General features: G+C 64.8%; 17 protein-coding genes. 1 reads left to right on the forward strand and 16 read right to left on the reverse strand.

Annotated elements, in window-relative coordinates:
• Together CN311_RS13390 and CN311_RS13395 are read right to left on the reverse strand one after the other, a co-directional pair.
• Window positions 1–664, reverse strand: a 664-nt coding sequence (locus CN311_RS13390; RefSeq protein WP_133117175.1) for an ABC transporter permease, incomplete at its 3' end; no start/stop codon positions are given.
• Window positions 665–738: 74 nt separating this feature from the next.
• Window positions 739–1,710 (reverse strand): ABC transporter substrate-binding protein, encoded by a 972-nt coding sequence (locus CN311_RS13395; RefSeq protein WP_097574189.1) that lies wholly within the window; start codon window positions 1,708–1,710, stop codon window positions 739–741.
• Between the two features lie 254 nt (window positions 1,711–1,964).
• On the opposite strand from CN311_RS13395, the gene CN311_RS13400 reads away from it, so the two are divergent.
• Window positions 1,965–2,255: a hypothetical protein gene (locus tag CN311_RS13400; RefSeq protein WP_097574190.1), complete on the forward strand. Its 291-nt coding sequence runs from the start codon at window positions 1,965–1,967 to the stop codon at window positions 2,253–2,255.
• A gap of 9 nt (window positions 2,256–2,264) precedes the next feature.
• Here the strand turns inward: CN311_RS13400 and CN311_RS13405 are convergent, their stop codons facing one another.
• The 14 genes from CN311_RS13405 to CN311_RS13470 form a co-directional block, all read right to left on the reverse strand.
• Window positions 2,265–3,350 (reverse strand): Gfo/Idh/MocA family protein, encoded by a 1,086-nt coding sequence (locus CN311_RS13405; RefSeq protein WP_097574191.1) that lies wholly within the window; start codon window positions 3,348–3,350, stop codon window positions 2,265–2,267.
• Between the two features lie 57 nt (window positions 3,351–3,407).
• On the reverse strand, window positions 3,408–4,172 hold the full coding sequence (locus tag CN311_RS13410; protein ID WP_097574192.1) for an ATP-binding cassette domain-containing protein: 765 nt from the start codon (window positions 4,170–4,172) through the stop codon (window positions 3,408–3,410).
• Entirely contained in the window at window positions 4,169–5,170 is a 1,002-nt protein-coding gene (locus tag CN311_RS13415; RefSeq protein ID WP_097574193.1) for an ABC transporter permease, read from the reverse strand. The genes CN311_RS13410 and CN311_RS13415 overlap by 4 nt, the downstream gene beginning before the upstream one ends.
• Window positions 5,167–6,156: a sugar ABC transporter substrate-binding protein gene (locus CN311_RS13420; RefSeq protein ID WP_097574194.1), complete on the reverse strand. Its 990-nt coding sequence runs from the start codon at window positions 6,154–6,156 to the stop codon at window positions 5,167–5,169. The genes CN311_RS13415 and CN311_RS13420 overlap by 4 nt, the downstream gene beginning before the upstream one ends.
• Window positions 6,157–6,481: 325 nt before the next feature.
• Window positions 6,482–7,573, reverse strand: coding sequence for an ABC transporter ATP-binding protein (locus CN311_RS13425; protein ID WP_097574195.1), 1,092 nt, complete (start codon window positions 7,571–7,573; stop codon window positions 6,482–6,484).
• Complete coding sequence (locus tag CN311_RS13430) at window positions 7,566–8,597, reverse strand: ROK family protein (protein WP_097574196.1); 1,032 nt, start codon at window positions 8,595–8,597, stop codon at window positions 7,566–7,568. The genes CN311_RS13425 and CN311_RS13430 overlap by 8 nt, the downstream gene beginning before the upstream one ends.
• On the reverse strand, window positions 8,597–9,319 hold the full coding sequence (locus CN311_RS13435) for a ribulose-phosphate 3-epimerase (protein WP_097574197.1): 723 nt from the start codon (window positions 9,317–9,319) through the stop codon (window positions 8,597–8,599). The genes CN311_RS13430 and CN311_RS13435 overlap by 1 nt, the downstream gene beginning before the upstream one ends.
• On the reverse strand, window positions 9,316–10,149 hold the full coding sequence (locus tag CN311_RS13440) for an alpha/beta fold hydrolase (protein WP_097574198.1): 834 nt from the start codon (window positions 10,147–10,149) through the stop codon (window positions 9,316–9,318). The genes CN311_RS13435 and CN311_RS13440 overlap by 4 nt, the downstream gene beginning before the upstream one ends.
• Window positions 10,149–10,967 carry a sugar phosphate isomerase/epimerase family protein gene (locus tag CN311_RS13445; protein ID WP_097574199.1) on the reverse strand — a complete coding sequence of 273 codons (819 nt, stop codon included), beginning with the start codon at window positions 10,965–10,967 and terminating at the stop codon, window positions 10,149–10,151. The genes CN311_RS13440 and CN311_RS13445 overlap by 1 nt, the downstream gene beginning before the upstream one ends.
• Entirely contained in the window at window positions 10,967–12,043 is a 1,077-nt protein-coding gene (locus CN311_RS13450; protein ID WP_097574200.1) for a Gfo/Idh/MocA family protein, read from the reverse strand. The genes CN311_RS13445 and CN311_RS13450 overlap by 1 nt, the downstream gene beginning before the upstream one ends.
• Before the next feature lie 3 nt (window positions 12,044–12,046).
• A complete protein-coding gene (locus CN311_RS13455) occupies window positions 12,047–12,880 on the reverse strand; it encodes a sugar phosphate isomerase/epimerase family protein (protein WP_097574201.1) in 834 nt (277 codons plus the stop codon).
• A gap of 9 nt (window positions 12,881–12,889) precedes the next feature.
• The gene (locus CN311_RS13460; protein ID WP_097574202.1) at window positions 12,890–13,726 is read right to left on the reverse strand and encodes a carbohydrate ABC transporter permease; all 837 of its coding nucleotides are present in this window, start codon (window positions 13,724–13,726) and stop codon (window positions 12,890–12,892) included.
• Window positions 13,723–14,652 (reverse strand): carbohydrate ABC transporter permease, encoded by a 930-nt coding sequence (locus CN311_RS13465; RefSeq protein WP_097574203.1) that lies wholly within the window; start codon window positions 14,650–14,652, stop codon window positions 13,723–13,725. Before CN311_RS13465 ends, CN311_RS13460 begins: the two co-directional genes overlap by 4 nt.
• Before the next feature lie 3 nt (window positions 14,653–14,655).
• Window positions 14,656–16,002 carry an ABC transporter substrate-binding protein gene (locus CN311_RS13470; protein ID WP_097574204.1) on the reverse strand — a complete coding sequence of 449 codons (1,347 nt, stop codon included), beginning with the start codon at window positions 16,000–16,002 and terminating at the stop codon, window positions 14,656–14,658.
• Window positions 16,003–16,026: the final 24 nt, after the last annotated feature.

The raw sequence follows: 16,026 nt of genomic DNA on the forward strand, positions 1-16,026 counted from the left end.
CAAGCAGGGCCGGGATGCCGAAATTGCCGACGCCCGAGACGAAGGCGAGGGCCGCCGCGGCCACGATATACGGACGCACGACCGGCAGGACGATGGTCCACAGCACCGACAGCGGCCCGGCGCCGGAAGCCCTGGCCGCTTCGACGAGATCGCGCGGGATCCGGGACAGCCCGGCCCGCAGCGTGATGAACACGATCGGCGCGTGCTGGACTGCGTAAAGCAGGATGATGCCATTGCGGCCGAGCATCGGATTGGGCGTGCCTGGCGGCGGCGCCATGCCGGCCATGCCGAGAAGCGTGCTGGACGGGCCGAACAGATGCAGCCACGACAGGGCAGTGACCTGCGGCGCGATCATCAGCGGCAACAGCAGCAGAAAGCCGAGCGCCTTCCGCCCGGGCAGGTCGGTCATCGTGACAGCGATGGCGAAGGGACCACCGAGGCAAAGCGCCAGCAGGGCGCCAAAAAAGGATGTGTCCAGCGTGTGCCACATCGCCCGCAAGGCGGTCGGCTTGGCCAGGCGCTGGGCGAATGCACCGAAGTCGAGCTCGCCGCCCGGTGCGACAGCCGCGATGACGAGCCTCACCATCGGCAGCAGGCTGAGCAGTGCGATCACCAGCAAGACGGCGAGCACCGATGCGCGAAACCCAGGTGTGGCTCGCGCCATGTGCCAGCGTCGCGCCGGCACACGCTGCCTGGGGAGGATGTCCTGCGCGGATGACACCGCCGGCCGACCGCGGGCTACTGGCTCATAACAGCGCCGAATTTTTCCTTGTTGGCGGCGTCGTTGGCGAGTGCGGCGGCCGCGTCGTAAGCCAGCACCTTGATCGACGAGCGGTCGGGATAGCCGGCCGGCAAGGCGACGTCGGCGCGCGCCGGAATGTAGCCCATCCTGGCGGCAACCTCCTGGCCGTCCTTGGACAGCAGGAAATCAACGAAGGCCTTGGCGGCCTCGGTGTCCTTGGCCGTGGACAGGATCGCGACCGGCTCGGTGACGGCAGAGACGCCCTCCTTGGGGAAGACGAATTCGACGGGAGCGCCCTTGGCCTTCTCGCGAATGGGCATGTAGTCGACGATCATGCCGAACAGCTTGTCGCCACCGCTGACGGCCTTCAGCACGTCGCCATTGCCGCCGCTCGCCTGGGCGCCGTTCCTGGCCAGCGCGTTGTAATAATTCCAGCCCTCCGGCAAATTGCCGGTTAGCGTCACGGTGTGGATCATCGCGGCTCCCGAAGTCAGCGGGCTCGGCATCGCGATGAGGCCCTTGGCTTCCGGCTTGGTAAGGTCTTCCCAGCTCGATGGCACGAAGGGCGCCTTGGTGTTGTAGACGATGCCGGTGGTGATCAGCTTGGTCGAGAAATAGGTCTTGTCCTTGTCGTAGAGAGCCGCGTCGATGCCGGAGACATCGGCCTCGGGAAAGCTGAGCAGCCGGCCTTCCTTTTTCAATCCTTCCATGGTCACGACATCGGCGATCAACAGCACGTCGGCCTGTGGCTGGCCGGCCTCGATCTCGGCACGCAGCTTGGCCAGGATCTTCGGTGTCCCATCGCGCACCCATTCGACCTTGATGCCGGGGTTCTTCGCCATGAAGGAATCGACGGTCTGCTGGGCGTCGGTGTTGGGCTGGCTGGTGTAGAGGACGAGCTTGCCGTCGGCAGCCGAAGCGCCTCCGATGGCGGATGCCAGCAGCATGGCGAGAACGATCTTGCGCATGGAAAACCCCACTTGGTGTGAAGAGACTGATTTAGTGCAAAGGGACTGGCTTAGTGCAAAGAGACGGGCCCGGCTGGACACCGGACGCGGGAACGTTCTCCCTATCGCCGCAGGATAAACCTATTGTGACAAGCGGAGTCGACGATAATTCTCGGGTTCCCCGACGGCTCCAACGAGCCGCCCGGGGGAACTTTTGTTCTGCTAACGATTTTGGATGTATGGTGGAAAGCCGAACGGCCAGAAGGACATTGCCGATGACGACCAAACGCTATGCGATCCGCGTGCTCGCTCTCGCGATAGGCTGCAGCCTATCCGCCCCCGCTTTCGCGGGCGACAAGCACCGCGACCACCGGCACCGCGACCACCGGGTTCAATCCGAACGCTACGTTCCCGCCGAAGGCGACATCATCGACATCCTGTTCGGCGGCCCGCGGTACTATGACCAGCAGTTGTTCACCACAGCCGCCGGTGCCTGCTCCTATCATCGCACAGGACCGGACGCGAACGCGCTGAACAAGATCAACGATCATCATTGCGGCAAATAGGCGGTAGCTTCAGCGGCTGCCCGTCTCCTTCATTCGCTCGATGATCTCCGCCATCAGCGCCAGGTCGCGGCGTGAATCCGCGAGGTCGGTCAGCGGCTTCGTGCCGTCGGCGATGTGGCGGTGGAAAATCTCGAGTTCATTCGAGAAAGCGTCACCATAGAGCGGCCCGAAGGTCCTGGTTACCGGGCCGAGTGGTCCGGCTTCCGTCACTTCGAGCCGCGTCGGCAGGCTGCGGATGTAGGGCGTGTCGTAGATGATGCGGACCCGTTTGGTGTTCGAGCGCACTTCGATCATGGCGTCGAACAGGCCGAGATCGTCGACGACCGCGTCATACTGGCAGGCGAAATGGCCGTAGTCGAAGGTCACCGAGGTGTTGGCGCCGCCATTGGTGCGATGCGCGGCGAGCACGCGAACCGGTTCGCCGATGAGCCCGCGCATCGCCGAAATATGATGCGAGGAAAGCGCGGTCAGACCACGATAGGCGCGCACGAGATCGGCCGGCGCATCAGCGCCCACCACTTCGCGGATCAGAGCGTCACGCTCCCTGGCGCCGCGCTCCAGCAGCGCCGGGTCAATATCCCGGGGATAGAGGATGTTCTGGCTTTTCTTGAGGAAGTGCCGGCCCTCGGAGATCAGGTCGAAGATGCGCACATGGGTGATGTTGGCAGCATCGGGCAGTTCGTCCCTGGCCGCCAGATAGGCCGGTGCATAGCGGCGCATGTAGCCGACGAAGATCGTCTTGGTGTAATTCGTCGTCAGCGCCAGCAATTCGTCGATCTCGCGCACTGTCAAACAGGCAGGCTTCTCCAGCAGGATGTGCTTGTTGGCTGCCACCGCGGCGCGGACGAAACGGCTGTGGGTATCGTCGGACGACAGCACGAAGACCGCGTCGATGTCGGGTGAATCGATCAGCGCTTCGGCCGTTTCAAAGGCCCTGGCGGTAGGATATTCGGAGGTGCAGAGCGCCACCAGGCTTGGCGAGACGTCATGGACGCCCGCTATCACCCAGCGGTCGCGCTGGTCGGCCAAGACAGGCAGATGGATCGATTGCGCGACCTCGCCAAGACCCACAAGCCCGACACGGATTACCGCCACTCGCAAACTCCTTTTTGTACCAATCAATTCGTGACAGGCCGGCCGAATCGGCGGCTTCTAGGCCGCGCCGGTGACAAGCGCGACCAGTTCGTTACCAGTGGTTTCCGACGAACGCACGGTCGCCACCATCCGTCCGGCACGCATGACCCAGATCTGGTCGGATAGGCGCCGCACCTGATCGAAATTGTGGCTGACCAGGATGACGCTCACCGCCTGATCGCGCAGGCGCCGGATCAGCGCCTCGACGTTGGCGGTTTCCTGCACGCCAAGTGCCGCGGTCGGCTCGTCCATCACTACCAGCTTGGCGCCGGAGCCGGCGGCGCGGCAGATCGAGATCGCCTGCCGTTGCCCGCCCGACAGGCGCCGCACGCGTTGATTGACCGAGGGCATGTTGATCGACAGGCGCGACAGCATGGCGCGCGCCTGCTCCCTCATCGCCTTGCGGTCGAGCAAGGCGATAGGGCCGATCCGGCGCACGATCTCGCGGTTGAGGAACAGGTTCTGCGCCACCGTCAGTTCGTCGATCAGCGCCAGGTTCTGGTGCACCGTCTCGATGCCGGCCTTGCGCGCCTCGTCTGGATTGGCGAAGGGCCGCGGCCGGCCGTCGAAGAAGATGTCGCCGCCATCCGGCACATGCACGCCGACCAGGCAGCGGATCAGCGTCGACTTGCCGGCGCCGTTGTCGCCAATGACCGCGGTGACCTCGCCGCGGCGGGCCTGGAAGGCGACGTCGGTGAAGGCGCGGATGCCGCCAAAATGCTTGCTCAATCCTTCGCAGGCGAGGATCGCCTCGGACGAGGGGATATGATGGGCGGCGCTCATTTCTGGTACCGCATGATCAGGGCGGCCAGCACCACGATGGCGCCGACGGCGAGCGGCTGGTAGAAGGCCGAAACGCTGAGCAGGGTCAGTCCATTGACCAGCGCGGTGAGCATCAGCGCGCCGATCGCCGGCCCGAGAATGCTGGCGCGGCCACCGAACAGGCTGACACCGCCGAGCACCACCGCCGCCACGGAATTGAGGAGAAGGCTGGTGTTGATCAGCGGCTCGGCCGAGCCGATGCGCGCCACCAGAAGCAGCGAGGCGATGCCGGCGCAGAAGCCTGAAATCGTATAGGCGGCGATCTTGACACGATTGGTGCGGATGCCGAGCGCGCCGGCGCTTTCGACCTGGCCGCCGGTGGCCAGCAGATGCACGCCGAAGCGGGTATGATAGAGCGCGATATGGGCGACGATGACGGCCGCGATCGCCACCCAGACGGGATAGCCGAAGGGTCCGAAGGAGCCGGAGGCGAGCTTGAGCAGGAAGGTGGATCCGACCATCGTCGGCTCGCCGCCCGACAGGATGAGGCCGAGCCCGGTGATGCCGGATAGCGTGCCAAGCGTCACCACGAAGTCGGGAATTTTCCCGGCGGTGATGAGGACGCCGTTGAGGAAGCCCGCCACGCTGGTGGCAAGAACAGCCAAGACACAGGCGAGGAAGATGCCATAGCCGGCGGCATTGACGAGACCAAGGATGATGGCGCCCAGCATGACCGCGGCAGCCAGCGAGAGGTCGATGCCGGCGGTCGCCACGACGAAGGTTTGACCGATCGACAGTACGACCAGGATCGCCGCCGCCAGGAGCAGGGCCTGCAGATTGGCGATGCTCAGAAAGACCGGCTGGGCGATGCCGAAGACGATGACGAGGCCGACCAGGCCGACGACGGAGGCCCAGTCGGCCCAGAAGGAAGGATCCAGGAGGAGAGCCGACAGGGAGGAACGGCTCTCCTCCGCCGCGCCCGCGGTCTGCACGGGCGCGTTTTGTTCAGGAGTGTTCACTTCAACATCTCGCGGAAGGGATCGGGATAGTCGCCGCCGGGGGCCGGGAAGTTCTTCAGCGAGGCTTCGGCATTGTCCTTGTTGATCAAGAGCACCGGCGCCGGCACGTTGGCGGGCAGCTCCTTGCCCATGGCCGCTACCTTGCAGGCCTCGACGCCCATGGCGCCGACGACATAGGGATATTGGGCGACAGTGGCGGTGAGCTCGCCGGCGGCGATCGATTTCAGCGCGTCGACGATGCCGTCGAGGCCGATCACCTTGACGTCCTTGCCCGAGGTCTGCACGGCGCGTTCGATGCCGAGCGCCATGATGTCGTTGGCGGCGAAGAAACCGGCGAGATCGGGGTGCGCGGCGAGGATGTCGGTCGCCGCCGTCAGTGCCTTCTCGCGGTCCCAGTCGGCGCTCACCATCACCACCACCTCGAGCTTGCCTTCGACGGCCTGCCTGAAGCCCTTGATGCGGGCATTGGAGCCGACGTCGCCGACGATGCCGGCGACCAGCGCCACCTTGGAGCCGGCAGGCACCAGCTTCAGCATCTCCTCGCCGGCCAGCGCACCGGCGGCGACATTGTCGGTGCCGATATAGGTCGAGATGGCGAAGCCTGCGGCCTTGGCCTGTTCGGCGTCGATGGTGCTGTCGATGTTGACAATCGGCTTCTTCTTCTGGGCGACCGGCACCAGCGCCTGAACCAGGTTGGACACGCTGATCGGATTGACCAGGTAGCAGTCGAAATCCTGCATCGCCATGGCGGTCAGCCGGTCGGCCTGCCCGGTGGCGTCACCCATATTGGCGGCAGCCTGGACGGTGACGTTGACGCCGTCGGCCTTGGCCTGGTCCTCGATGCCCTTCTGCATGGTCTGGAAGAACGGATTGTCGAGGCCCTTGACGATGGCCGCGACCTTCGCCGCGTCTTCGGCATGGGCCGGCATTGAAAGTGCGGTTGCAAACAGACCTGCGCCAAGCGTCAGGCAATTGAACATGCGCATGCTTCGTCCTCCTCCTAATTGTTGGTTGCGTTATATCTGGCTCGTTTCTCGACGACCGAAATGCCTGTGCGGAGCGCGGCGACGGCCGGCCCGGCGCTTGCGACAGCAGGCTGCCGACCAATCGTCGGTCGCCATGCGGCTCGCAGATTCAGGGCCTGGGTCAGGCCACTTCTCGTATCAGGCATTTCTCCTCCCAGAGTGCCGACCGATACAGGTCAGCATTTCCGCATGTTTTAGAAAAATTTAACACGCGTCAAGATTTAAAATGGTGTGCAGTGGCTTTTGATGTGCTGCGGTGCAGCACATCGATGTTGGCGGCGACCACTCACACGGGAGGCAAAGGCGTCAGCGCCGGTCCATCCATGCGAAACAAATGGCAAACCGACGGGTCTACGTCGAGCGCGATCGGGCTGTGCAACGGCGTGGTGTCGCCACCTTCGGCCTGCACCACCAGCGTGATGTCGGGCGTGACCTCGACATGCAGGATGGTCAGGCCGCCCAGCCGCTCGGCCAGCACAGCTTGTCCCTTGAAGCGGCCATCGGCAGAGATTCGCAGATGCTCCGGCCGCATGCCGAGCAGCAGTTCGTCGCCAGTCTTGACCCTGCCCGCTTCGACCGGCACGGTCAGTGGCTGGCCGCCCGGCAAAGTGACAGTGACGCCTTCGGATCCAGTCGAAGCCACTTTCAGCTTCAAGAGGTTCATCTTCGGCGAACCGATGAAGCCGGCAACGAAGATGTTTGCCGGCTTGTTATAGAGATCGAGCGGCGAGCCGACCTGCTCGATGGAGCCATTGTTCAGCACCACGATCTTGTCGGCCATGGTCATGGCCTCGATCTGATCATGGGTGACGTAGATCATCGTTGCATTGAGCTGCTCGTGCAGCCGCATCAGCTCGAGCCGCATGCTGACACGCAAGGCAGCGTCGAGATTGGACAGCGGCTCGTCGAACAGGAATACTTTGGGATTGCGCACGATGGCGCGGCCGATGGCGACGCGCTGGCGCTGGCCGCCGGACAGCGCCTTCGGCCGGCGGTCGAGGAGATGCGAAAGCTGCAGCACATCGGCGGCCTCCTTCACCTTGCGCTCTTTTTCGGCGGCGGATACGCCGGCGATCTTCAGCGCAAAACCCATATTCTCGGCCACGCTCATGTGCGGATAGAGCGCGTAGGACTGGAACACCATGGCCAGCCCACGCTCGGACGGATCGATGTCGTTGGCGCGCACGCCATCGATGAGAAGGTCGCCGGCGGTGATCTTTTCCAAGCCGGCGATCATGCGCAGCAGGGTGGATTTGCCGCAGCCGGACGGGCCGACGAAGACCACGAATTCGCGATCCTCGACGTCGAGGTCGATCCCCTTGATGATCTCGACCGATCCATAAGATTTGCGCGCGCCGCGCAGCTTGAGTTCAGCCATGGTTTGCCTCCCTGGCATCGGCACGTTTGCTTGGGCCACTATCTTCGTCCTGAGCGATCGCCAGCGGCGCGCCCGGTTCGCCCTCCCAAAGGATCAGGCTTGCCGCGCCGATCAGCCCGGCGCGGTCGCCGAGCTCCGCCGGCACGATCGGCACGTCGCGATAGGCCGGCATTGCGCGCTGCTCGATAGTGGCCCTTATGCCCGGCGCCAGGAGGTCGAAGCCGTTGGCGAGTCCGCCGCCCATGACGATCAGCTCCGGCGAATAGAGGTGAAGCAAATTGGTGAAGCCGATGCCCAGCCATTTGGCCTCGGCGTCGACCAGTTCCAGCGCGTTGACGTCACCGGCACGCGCGGCCTCGACGACGTGCCTGGCCGAAACGTCGCCGTCGCCGGAAAGGCGCCTGAGCAGCGAGCCGTCACCCGGTGCGGTCAGCCGAGTGGCGCGGCGTCCAAGCGCGGTGCCGGAGGCGACGGCCTCGAAACAGCCGACGGCGCCGCAGAAACAGCGGTCGCCTTCGCCGGTGATGGTCATGTGGCCGATCTCGGCCGCCAGCCCGCGCCGGCCGTGATAGATATGGCCGTCGGCGACCACGCCGCCGCCAATGCCGGTCGATACGGTGACGAACACCAGCGAGCCACTGCCACGGCCGGCGCCGAAGCGCCATTCGCCGAGAGCCGCCGCATTGGCGTCGTTCTCCAGTCGCACCGGCAGACCGAATTGCCGGCTAAGAATGTCGATCAACGGCACGTCATGCCAGCCGGCCAGTGTCGGCGGCCCGATGACGATCCCAGCCTTGGGATCGAGTGGCCCCGGCGCGCACATGCCGATGCCGGCGACCTTTGCCTGCGGGTGCTCCGCCAGCAGGGTTCCAGCCAGGGCAATAATCTGGCCGATCACCGCTTCCGATCCCGCGCCCGCCATCGTCGGCGCCGAAACGCGGGCGGCAACGGCGCCGTCGCGCTCGACCAGCGCGCCACGCAGCTCCGTGCCGCCGAGATCGAAGGCAAGGGCGAGTTTTGTCATCAGGCGGCGACCTTCAGCCCGTGCAGCCAGGCCATGCGCTGCGCAAGGTCGGGGTCGCCGAAAGCCAGCGATCCCAGAACCACGGTCTCGGCGCCGGCGCCGCGCAGACGCGGCACCGTCTCGTGGCGGATGCCGCCATCGGCGGCGAGGATGATGTCGGCTTCGCGCCCTGCCTTCTTCATCAGCGCGCGCGCCTCGATCAGGCGGTCGCAGGCCTGTTCGGACAGGCTCTGGCCCTTGACGCCGATCGAGGTGCCGAGCAGCGTCACGAATGCCACCTTCGACAGGAACGGGGTGACCGCCGCGACTGGCGTCTCCAGCCTGAGCACGACACCGGCCTCGGCGCCGAGCGCATGCGCCAGCCGCACGGCGCGCAGGCCGGCCTCGCCGTTTTCGGCGTGCACGCTGATCAGGTCGGCGCCGGCCTCGATGAACTGGCGCGTCTGTTCCTCGACGATCTCGGCTTCGACCATCAGATGGACATGGATCGGCCTTGCCGTCAGCCTGGCGATCCGCGCCACCAGATCGGGAAAGAACAGGAAGCCGGGGGTGAAGCGGGCGTCGGCGACGTCGATATGATGCAGGTCGACGAAAGCGTCGATGCGCTTCAGGTCGCGCTCCATATTGGCAAGGTCCGCCGACCACAGGGAAAACTCGCCGAGCAGCCGGTTGCGCGGCAAGGCGGCGATGGCGGCAGGACCGGACAGGGATTTGGTCGTCATGAGGGAATAAGGCTCCGGAAGTTGGCGTGGGCGTGAAGGAAGTCGGTGATCTCGGCCTGCAGCGCGGCGAAATGCCTGGCGCTGTCGAGCGCCTTGGCAGGGATTTCGGCAAAGGTCGCGCCAGGAATAGTGGCGGCCAATTTGTGGGCGACCGACAAGGGATGCACCGCATCCACGGCGTTGCCGACGACCAGAGCGGGAACACCAAGTCCAGCGACGTCGCTCTCAGAAACGCCCGGGCCGTCGGCGGAGATGTCGGCGAGGATCCGCGCGAACGACACCGAATCCGGCCGGTCGAAAAAACCCAGCAGCGAGGCAAGATTGTCAGGTGCCTCGCGCTTGAGACGCGTTGCTGTCCGCGACTGCGCGAAGATCGTTCTCGCTGCGTCGGGGCCATGGTCGAGGATCAGGTCGGCAACTTCGGCGTTCGGCCGCATGTTCACGGGCGCATTGCCGAATGTCCAGGCTGGACGCACGAGCAGCAGGCCGGCCACGCGGTCCGGGTGGCGGCAGGCGAGGCGCAAGGCGATCGCTGCGCCCATCGAAATGCCGCCGGCGATGAAACGATCGAGGCCGGCTTGATCGGCGGCAGCCAGGACATCGTCGGCGAACATGCCAAGGGAAAACGGACGGCCACCGCCGAGCCCCGAGCCACCGTGCCCGCGGCATTCCAGCGTGAGGCGCCGGATGCCGGCGTCGGCGGGGAAAGCCTGGGCGACCTGCGCCTCGCCGCCGCCCAATCCGTGCTGGAACACGACCGCCGGCCCGTTACCCGTGTCGGAAACGCGCAGCATGGTGTCATCACGGAGCAAGGTGGTCGGGCGTGCCATCACACCAGCCCTTTCAGGAAACGGGCAACCCCGGGCGCCTCTTCGGCCGAAAGCCCGTGCGTCACCAGCGGCCCGTCAAAGCCCGATGCCTTGAGGCGGGCGACGAAATCCGGAAAGCCGACGACGCCATGGCCGGCGGTGGCAAAACGGCCGTCGGCTAAGCGGTCCTTGGCGTGCGCCATGGCGACATGGCCGGCCGTGCGCTCGACCGCGGCAGCCACGATGGCACGCGCTTGCGCCGCGTTCGCCTGCTCGAACAGGTTTGCCGGATCGAGAACGACGCGCAGCCGCTTCGAGCCCATTTCGGCAATGAGGCGCATCGCGTCCCCGGCCGAGGTGACGATGTTGGCCTGCTCGGGTTCGATGCCGAGATCGACGTCGTGACGTTCCGCCAGCTCAAGCGCCTTTTCCATCTCGGCCGCCATGTCGGCCCATGCCGAGGGGTCGGCATTGTCGGGGTGGTACGCCCACTGGTCGTCGCGGTTGCGGGTTCCCGTGCATAGCGTGACCAGCGGAACGGAAAGATCCGCTGCGGCTTCGATTATGACGGCAAGCCGGCGCAGGCCGTCGTCGCGCACCGCTTTGTCCGGATGCGCCATGTTGTAGGTGCCGGAGAGCGCCACAAGGGTGACGCCGGTGGCATCGGATGCGGCCGCGATGGACCGGATGGCGTCGTCGGGCACCGCATCCGGCATCGATGGCAGGCCGGCGCAGGCAAGGTTGAACTGGGTGACGGCAAATCCGGCGTCGCGTACCGCCGTGAGCACGCCGGTCGGTTCGCTGCCCGGGAAGGTCTTGGCGAACACCCCGACTTGCATCAGACCGCTCCCGTCACGCTGGCGATCTCGACGCGTTCGCCGTTCTCGACCGAGCGGGCGATCGCCACCATGGCGCGGATCGAGGCAAGGCCGTCCTCCACGTTGGCGCCGCGCATCGGCTTGCCGTCCAGGACGATCTCGGCAAGGCCTTCGAGCTGGCGTCTGAAGAAATGCCCGTCGGCGCCGAGCGGCCTGCGCGAGGTCGCGTCTTTCTCGTGAAAGATGTCGACCTCGCTCGCCCGGAAGTACCAGGGATTGAAGGTTTTCGCGATCACCGAGCCGTTCTCGCCATAGAGCTGGAAGCCTTCGTGCCAGTCCATGCGCACGGCCACGGTGAGGTCGAGATGGCCAAGCGCGCCATTGGCGAATTCGGTTTCGACGAACCAGCAATAGGCGCCGAAGCGCTCATTGAGGCGCGCGCGTACAGCGGTGATCTCGCCGCAGAGGAAGCGCGCCGTGTCGACGAGATGCGAGCCGTGCGCCAGCATGAAATATTGCCTGAGATCAGCCTTCGGGTTGCCGGCCGGCTTCCTCGCCAGCTTGCTGGTGACCGGCAGCGGCTGGACTGCGTCGGTGTTGGTGTAACGGTGGGTGGAATCGCAGTACCAGGCCTTCAGCGCCAGGATCTCGCCCATCTCGTCGCGGACGAAATCGCGCGCCGCTTCGAGCGCTGGATCGAAGCGCTTCATATGGCCGACTTGCAGCACCTTGCCGGAACGCCTGACCGCATCGGCGAGTTTTTGGCCCTCCTCGACCGAGACCCCTATGGGCTTTTCGCACAGCACATGTTTGCCGGCTTCCAGTGCTCTGATCGACATCGGTACGTGATAGGCGTCCGAAGTGGCGACGATCACTGCCTCCAGTTGCGGGTCGGCGAGCATCTCGTCGTAGTCGGCATACATCTTCTCTGGCTCGTAGGTGGCACCCATGCGGGCGAGCAGATCGGGCGCGGCATCGCAGATCGCGTAGAGATCGGCATTGGCGGCCTTCACGCAGGATTCCAGATGGGCGAACTGCGCGATCGGCCCGCAGCCGAGCACACCGACACGAAGGCGACGGTCTTTCTTGCGGATCATGATCTACGCCCCGTAGCCGCGCATGGTCTGGCGGTTGGTCTTGACCGCGGCGGCCGGATCGGCGGCGGCGGTCTCGGATTCCTCCTCCAGCACCAGCCAGCCGTTGAAGTTGGGCGCGGCACTGGCGATCTCGATCACCTTTGCCGTATCGCAGACACCCTTGCCGAGCATCGCCCAGGTGCCGCCGGCGTCGACGTCCTTGAGATGCACATAGCGGATACGGTCGCGGTAAGTGGTGAGCGTGTCGGCCATGTCCTTGTGGCCACGCAAGATGTGGCCGGTGTCCGGCACCCAGCCGACCAGCGAAGGGTCGAGCAATGGGAAGATCCGGTCGTAGTCAGCACGGTCGAAGAGCAGCGTGTTGTGGTGGGAACTGGGATGTACCGCGACCTGGACGCCTGCCTTGCGGCCAAGTTCGCCGGCTTTGTTGTAGACTTCCGCCGCGATGGCGAACTTGTCGTCGCGCGGGCCGTCGGAGACGACGGTCGCCGAGCCCATCGACACCAGCGCGCCCGGGAAGGCAGCGGCGAAGTCGATCCAGCGCTTGGCGGTCTCGAGGTCGGCGCCGATCTGATCCTTCACTGTGAAGCCGCTCTTCGAGCCGAAGGCGAAGGCGACCAGCGTCAGCCCGGACGACTTCAGCGCGGTGGCGAATTCCGCCGGCTTGCCGGCATAGCGGCCGATCATCGTGTCGGTGATCTCGATGCCGGCATAGCCGCCGTCGGCGATCGCCTTGATGAAGTCGTCCGGACCGCCGGCAAAGCGGTCCCCGAGCATTTCCCAGGTAAAGGTCTGGCAGCCGACTTTGAGGTCTTCCACGATCGTCCTTTCATTCATTGATGCCGCTCATTCTTTGATGCCACCTTGGGTCAGCCCTTCGATGATGTGACGCTGGAAGAACAGCACCAGCACGATCAAGGGCACGGTGACGACCGCCGACGCGGCGGCGATGTCGCCCCAGGGCACGTAATATTGGTTGGTGAAATTGGCGATGCCGACGGGGATCGTCTGGCGATCGATGTTGGAGGTGAAGGCGAGGGCGAAAAGGAACTCGTTCCAGGCGGTGATGAAGGCAAGCAGGCCGGTGGTCACTAGGCTCGGCAGCGACATCGGCAGGATGATGTGCCAGAGCAGGCCGGGAATGCTGACGCCGTCCATGCGCGCCGCCTCGTCGATCTCGCGCGGCAATGTCTCGAAATAGCCGAAGAGGACCCAGGTGACGAGCGGCAGGCCGAGCGCCAGATAGGTGATGATCAATGCGGTGTAGGTATCGAGCAGGCCGAGATTGGTGGCGACCAGGTAGAGTGGCCCAACCAGCGCGATCTGCGGGAACATCGACACCGAAAGGATGACCATCAGTATGCCGAAGCGTCCCCTGACGTTGAGCCTGGACAACGCGAAGGCGGCCAGCGAGCCGACGAAGAGGCACAGGAACGTCGTCGCAAGCGAGACCACCAGCGAGTTCCAGACATAGCGGTGCAGCTCTTTCTCGACGAAGGCGTTGTAATAGTGCTCGAGCGTGAAGGGGTCGGGGATCAGCGACGGCGAGCCAGAGGTCAGCGCCTTGTCGAGCTGGAACGATGTCGAGAACTGCCAGATGAACGGGCCGCCCGACCAGACCAGGATCAGCAGCGCGCCGAGATAGATGATGATGGTCTGCAGCGGTGAGCGCGTATCGTTCATTGTGCCCTCCGGATCTGCCTGATGAGATAGAGGCAGAAGGCCAGCGCAATGATGCCTTCGGTGACGAACATGGCCGTCGAAACAGCCGAGCCATAGCCGAATTGCAGGGTCGAGAACAGCACCTTGTAGGACAGCGTCGACAGCGTCTCGGTGGAATCGGCCGGGCCGCCGCCGGTCAGCACGTAGACGAGGTCGAATACGCGGAACGCGTCGAGCGCCCGGAACAGGCCGGCGATCAGCAAGGTCGGCATCAGGAGCGGCAGGCGGATATGCCAGAAGGTGATCCAGCCCTTGGCGCCGTCCATGCGCGCCGCCTCGATCAGCGAGTTGGGCACCGTCTGCAGGCCGGTCAACAGCAGCAGCGCCATGAAGGGCGTGGTCTTCCAGACATCGGCGATGATGATGGTGGTCATCGCGGTGTCGGGAGAGCCGTACCAGTTGATGTTCTGGTCGATCAGCCCGGCGTGCAGCAGGATGTAATTGATGATGCCGTTCTGGCCGTCGAACAGCCAGCCGAACATCTTGGAGGTGACGACGGTCGGCATCGCCCAGGGCACCAGCATGGCCGCGCGGACGAGCCCACGACCCTTGAAGGCCTCGCACAGGATGAGCGCCATGCCGAGCCCGATCACCGTCTCCAGCACGGTGGACGCGAAGGTGAACCACATTGTGTGCCACCAGGCGTTCCAGAACTGCGCGTCGCCCCACAGCTGCACATAGTTGGCGAAGCCCGAGAATTCGTTCTCCTGGGTGATCAGCGAGGTGTTGGTGAGCGAGAGATAGAGCCCGTTGACGATCGGGTAGAAGGAAACCGACGCCAGCGACACGAAGGCCGGCGTCAGCAGAAGCAAGGCCCAGAGCGCGCCGGGCAGCGCCTTGCCAAGCCGCGGCCGGCCAACGCCAGGAACAGTGGCCGCCGCGGACATTGGTTAGCCGACGATCTTGTTGATCTGGTCGGAGAGAGAGTCCATCTCGGCCTGGACATTGCCCGAAACCAGCGCCTTGGAGATGCCGGACTGGAGCGCGAGTGTCACCTTGGCGTATTCGGGCGTGATCGGCCGCGCCGTGGCGCCGGTGAACACCTTCTCGAGGCTTGCCATGAAAGGCTGTTCCTTCTTGATCTGCTCGTCCTGGAACAGCGCCGGGCGCGTCGGCGCGAGGCCGAAATTCAGCGCGATGCGGTGCTGGGTCTCGGTCGACGACAGCCAGGTCAAAAGTTCGATCGCGGCTTCGCGCTGTTTGGAGTTGGCGTTGACGCCGAGCTGATAGCCGCCCAGGCAGGCCGCGCTCTTGCCGCCGGGGAAGGACGGCAGCGGCGCGACGCCAACCTTGTCGACCACCTGCGAGGCCTTGGCATCCTGGGCGATCGGATAGACATAGGACCAGTTGCGCATGAACATCGCCTTGCCCGACGTGAAGGGCTGGCGCGACGGCTCCTCGTCCCAGGACAGCACGTCCTGCGGGCTGATCTTGGTCTTGGCAATGGTGTCGTGAAGGAACTGGATCGCTTCGACGGCCGCCTTCTGGTTGATCTGTGACGACTTGCCGTCGGGGGCAAGGATCGCGCCATTGTTGGAGGTGATGATCTCGACCGCATCGCAGACCAGAACTTCGGCCTGCTTGCCTTGCCAGAGATAGCCGAAATCGACATCGCCGGCCTTCTGCGCCGCGGCGGCGATGGTCGCCATGTCGGCCCAGTTGTCCGGCACCTTGCCGCCATGCTTCTCCAGCACGTCCTTGCGGTAGTAGAACATGCCCGAATCCATGAACCAGGGAAGGGCGGTCAGCTTGCCGCCATAGGTACAGGCGTTGAGGGTTCCGGTGAAGTACGCGCTGCGCTTGTCCGCCGGAAAATACTCGTCGAGCGGCAGCGCCCAGCCGGCGGCGGCAAAGCCGGCGATCCAGATCACGTCCTGGCTGAAGACGTCAGGCGTGCCGGTGCGGCGGGCGAGCTGCTGGACGAGACCCTGATAGACTTCCGTCGAGGAACTCGGCGGCGGCAGTTCGATGTTCTTGACCAGAACGCGATCCTGCGATTCGTTGAAGGCCTTGATCAGGTCGCCAAAGGTTTCCTTGCCGAAGAAGGCAGCGCTGGCAAAGCTGATTTCGGCGCGCGACTGGGCGCGAGCCCGGCGAACACCCAGCCCGGTGCCCATGCCAAGTGTCGCCGCGCCAAGCAGTCCGGCGCTGCCAATGAGAAACTGCCTGCGGTCGGCGATCGTCACGTGCGCAGCAGACTTCGAGCCGGAAACCGGCCCTTTTTTAATGTCAGTCATTTTCTCCTCCGAGCGCTGGAAGCC

This window comes from Mesorhizobium sanjuanii (assembly GCF_002529485.1).
Taxonomy (GTDB): domain Bacteria; phylum Pseudomonadota; class Alphaproteobacteria; order Rhizobiales; family Rhizobiaceae; genus Mesorhizobium; species Mesorhizobium sanjuanii.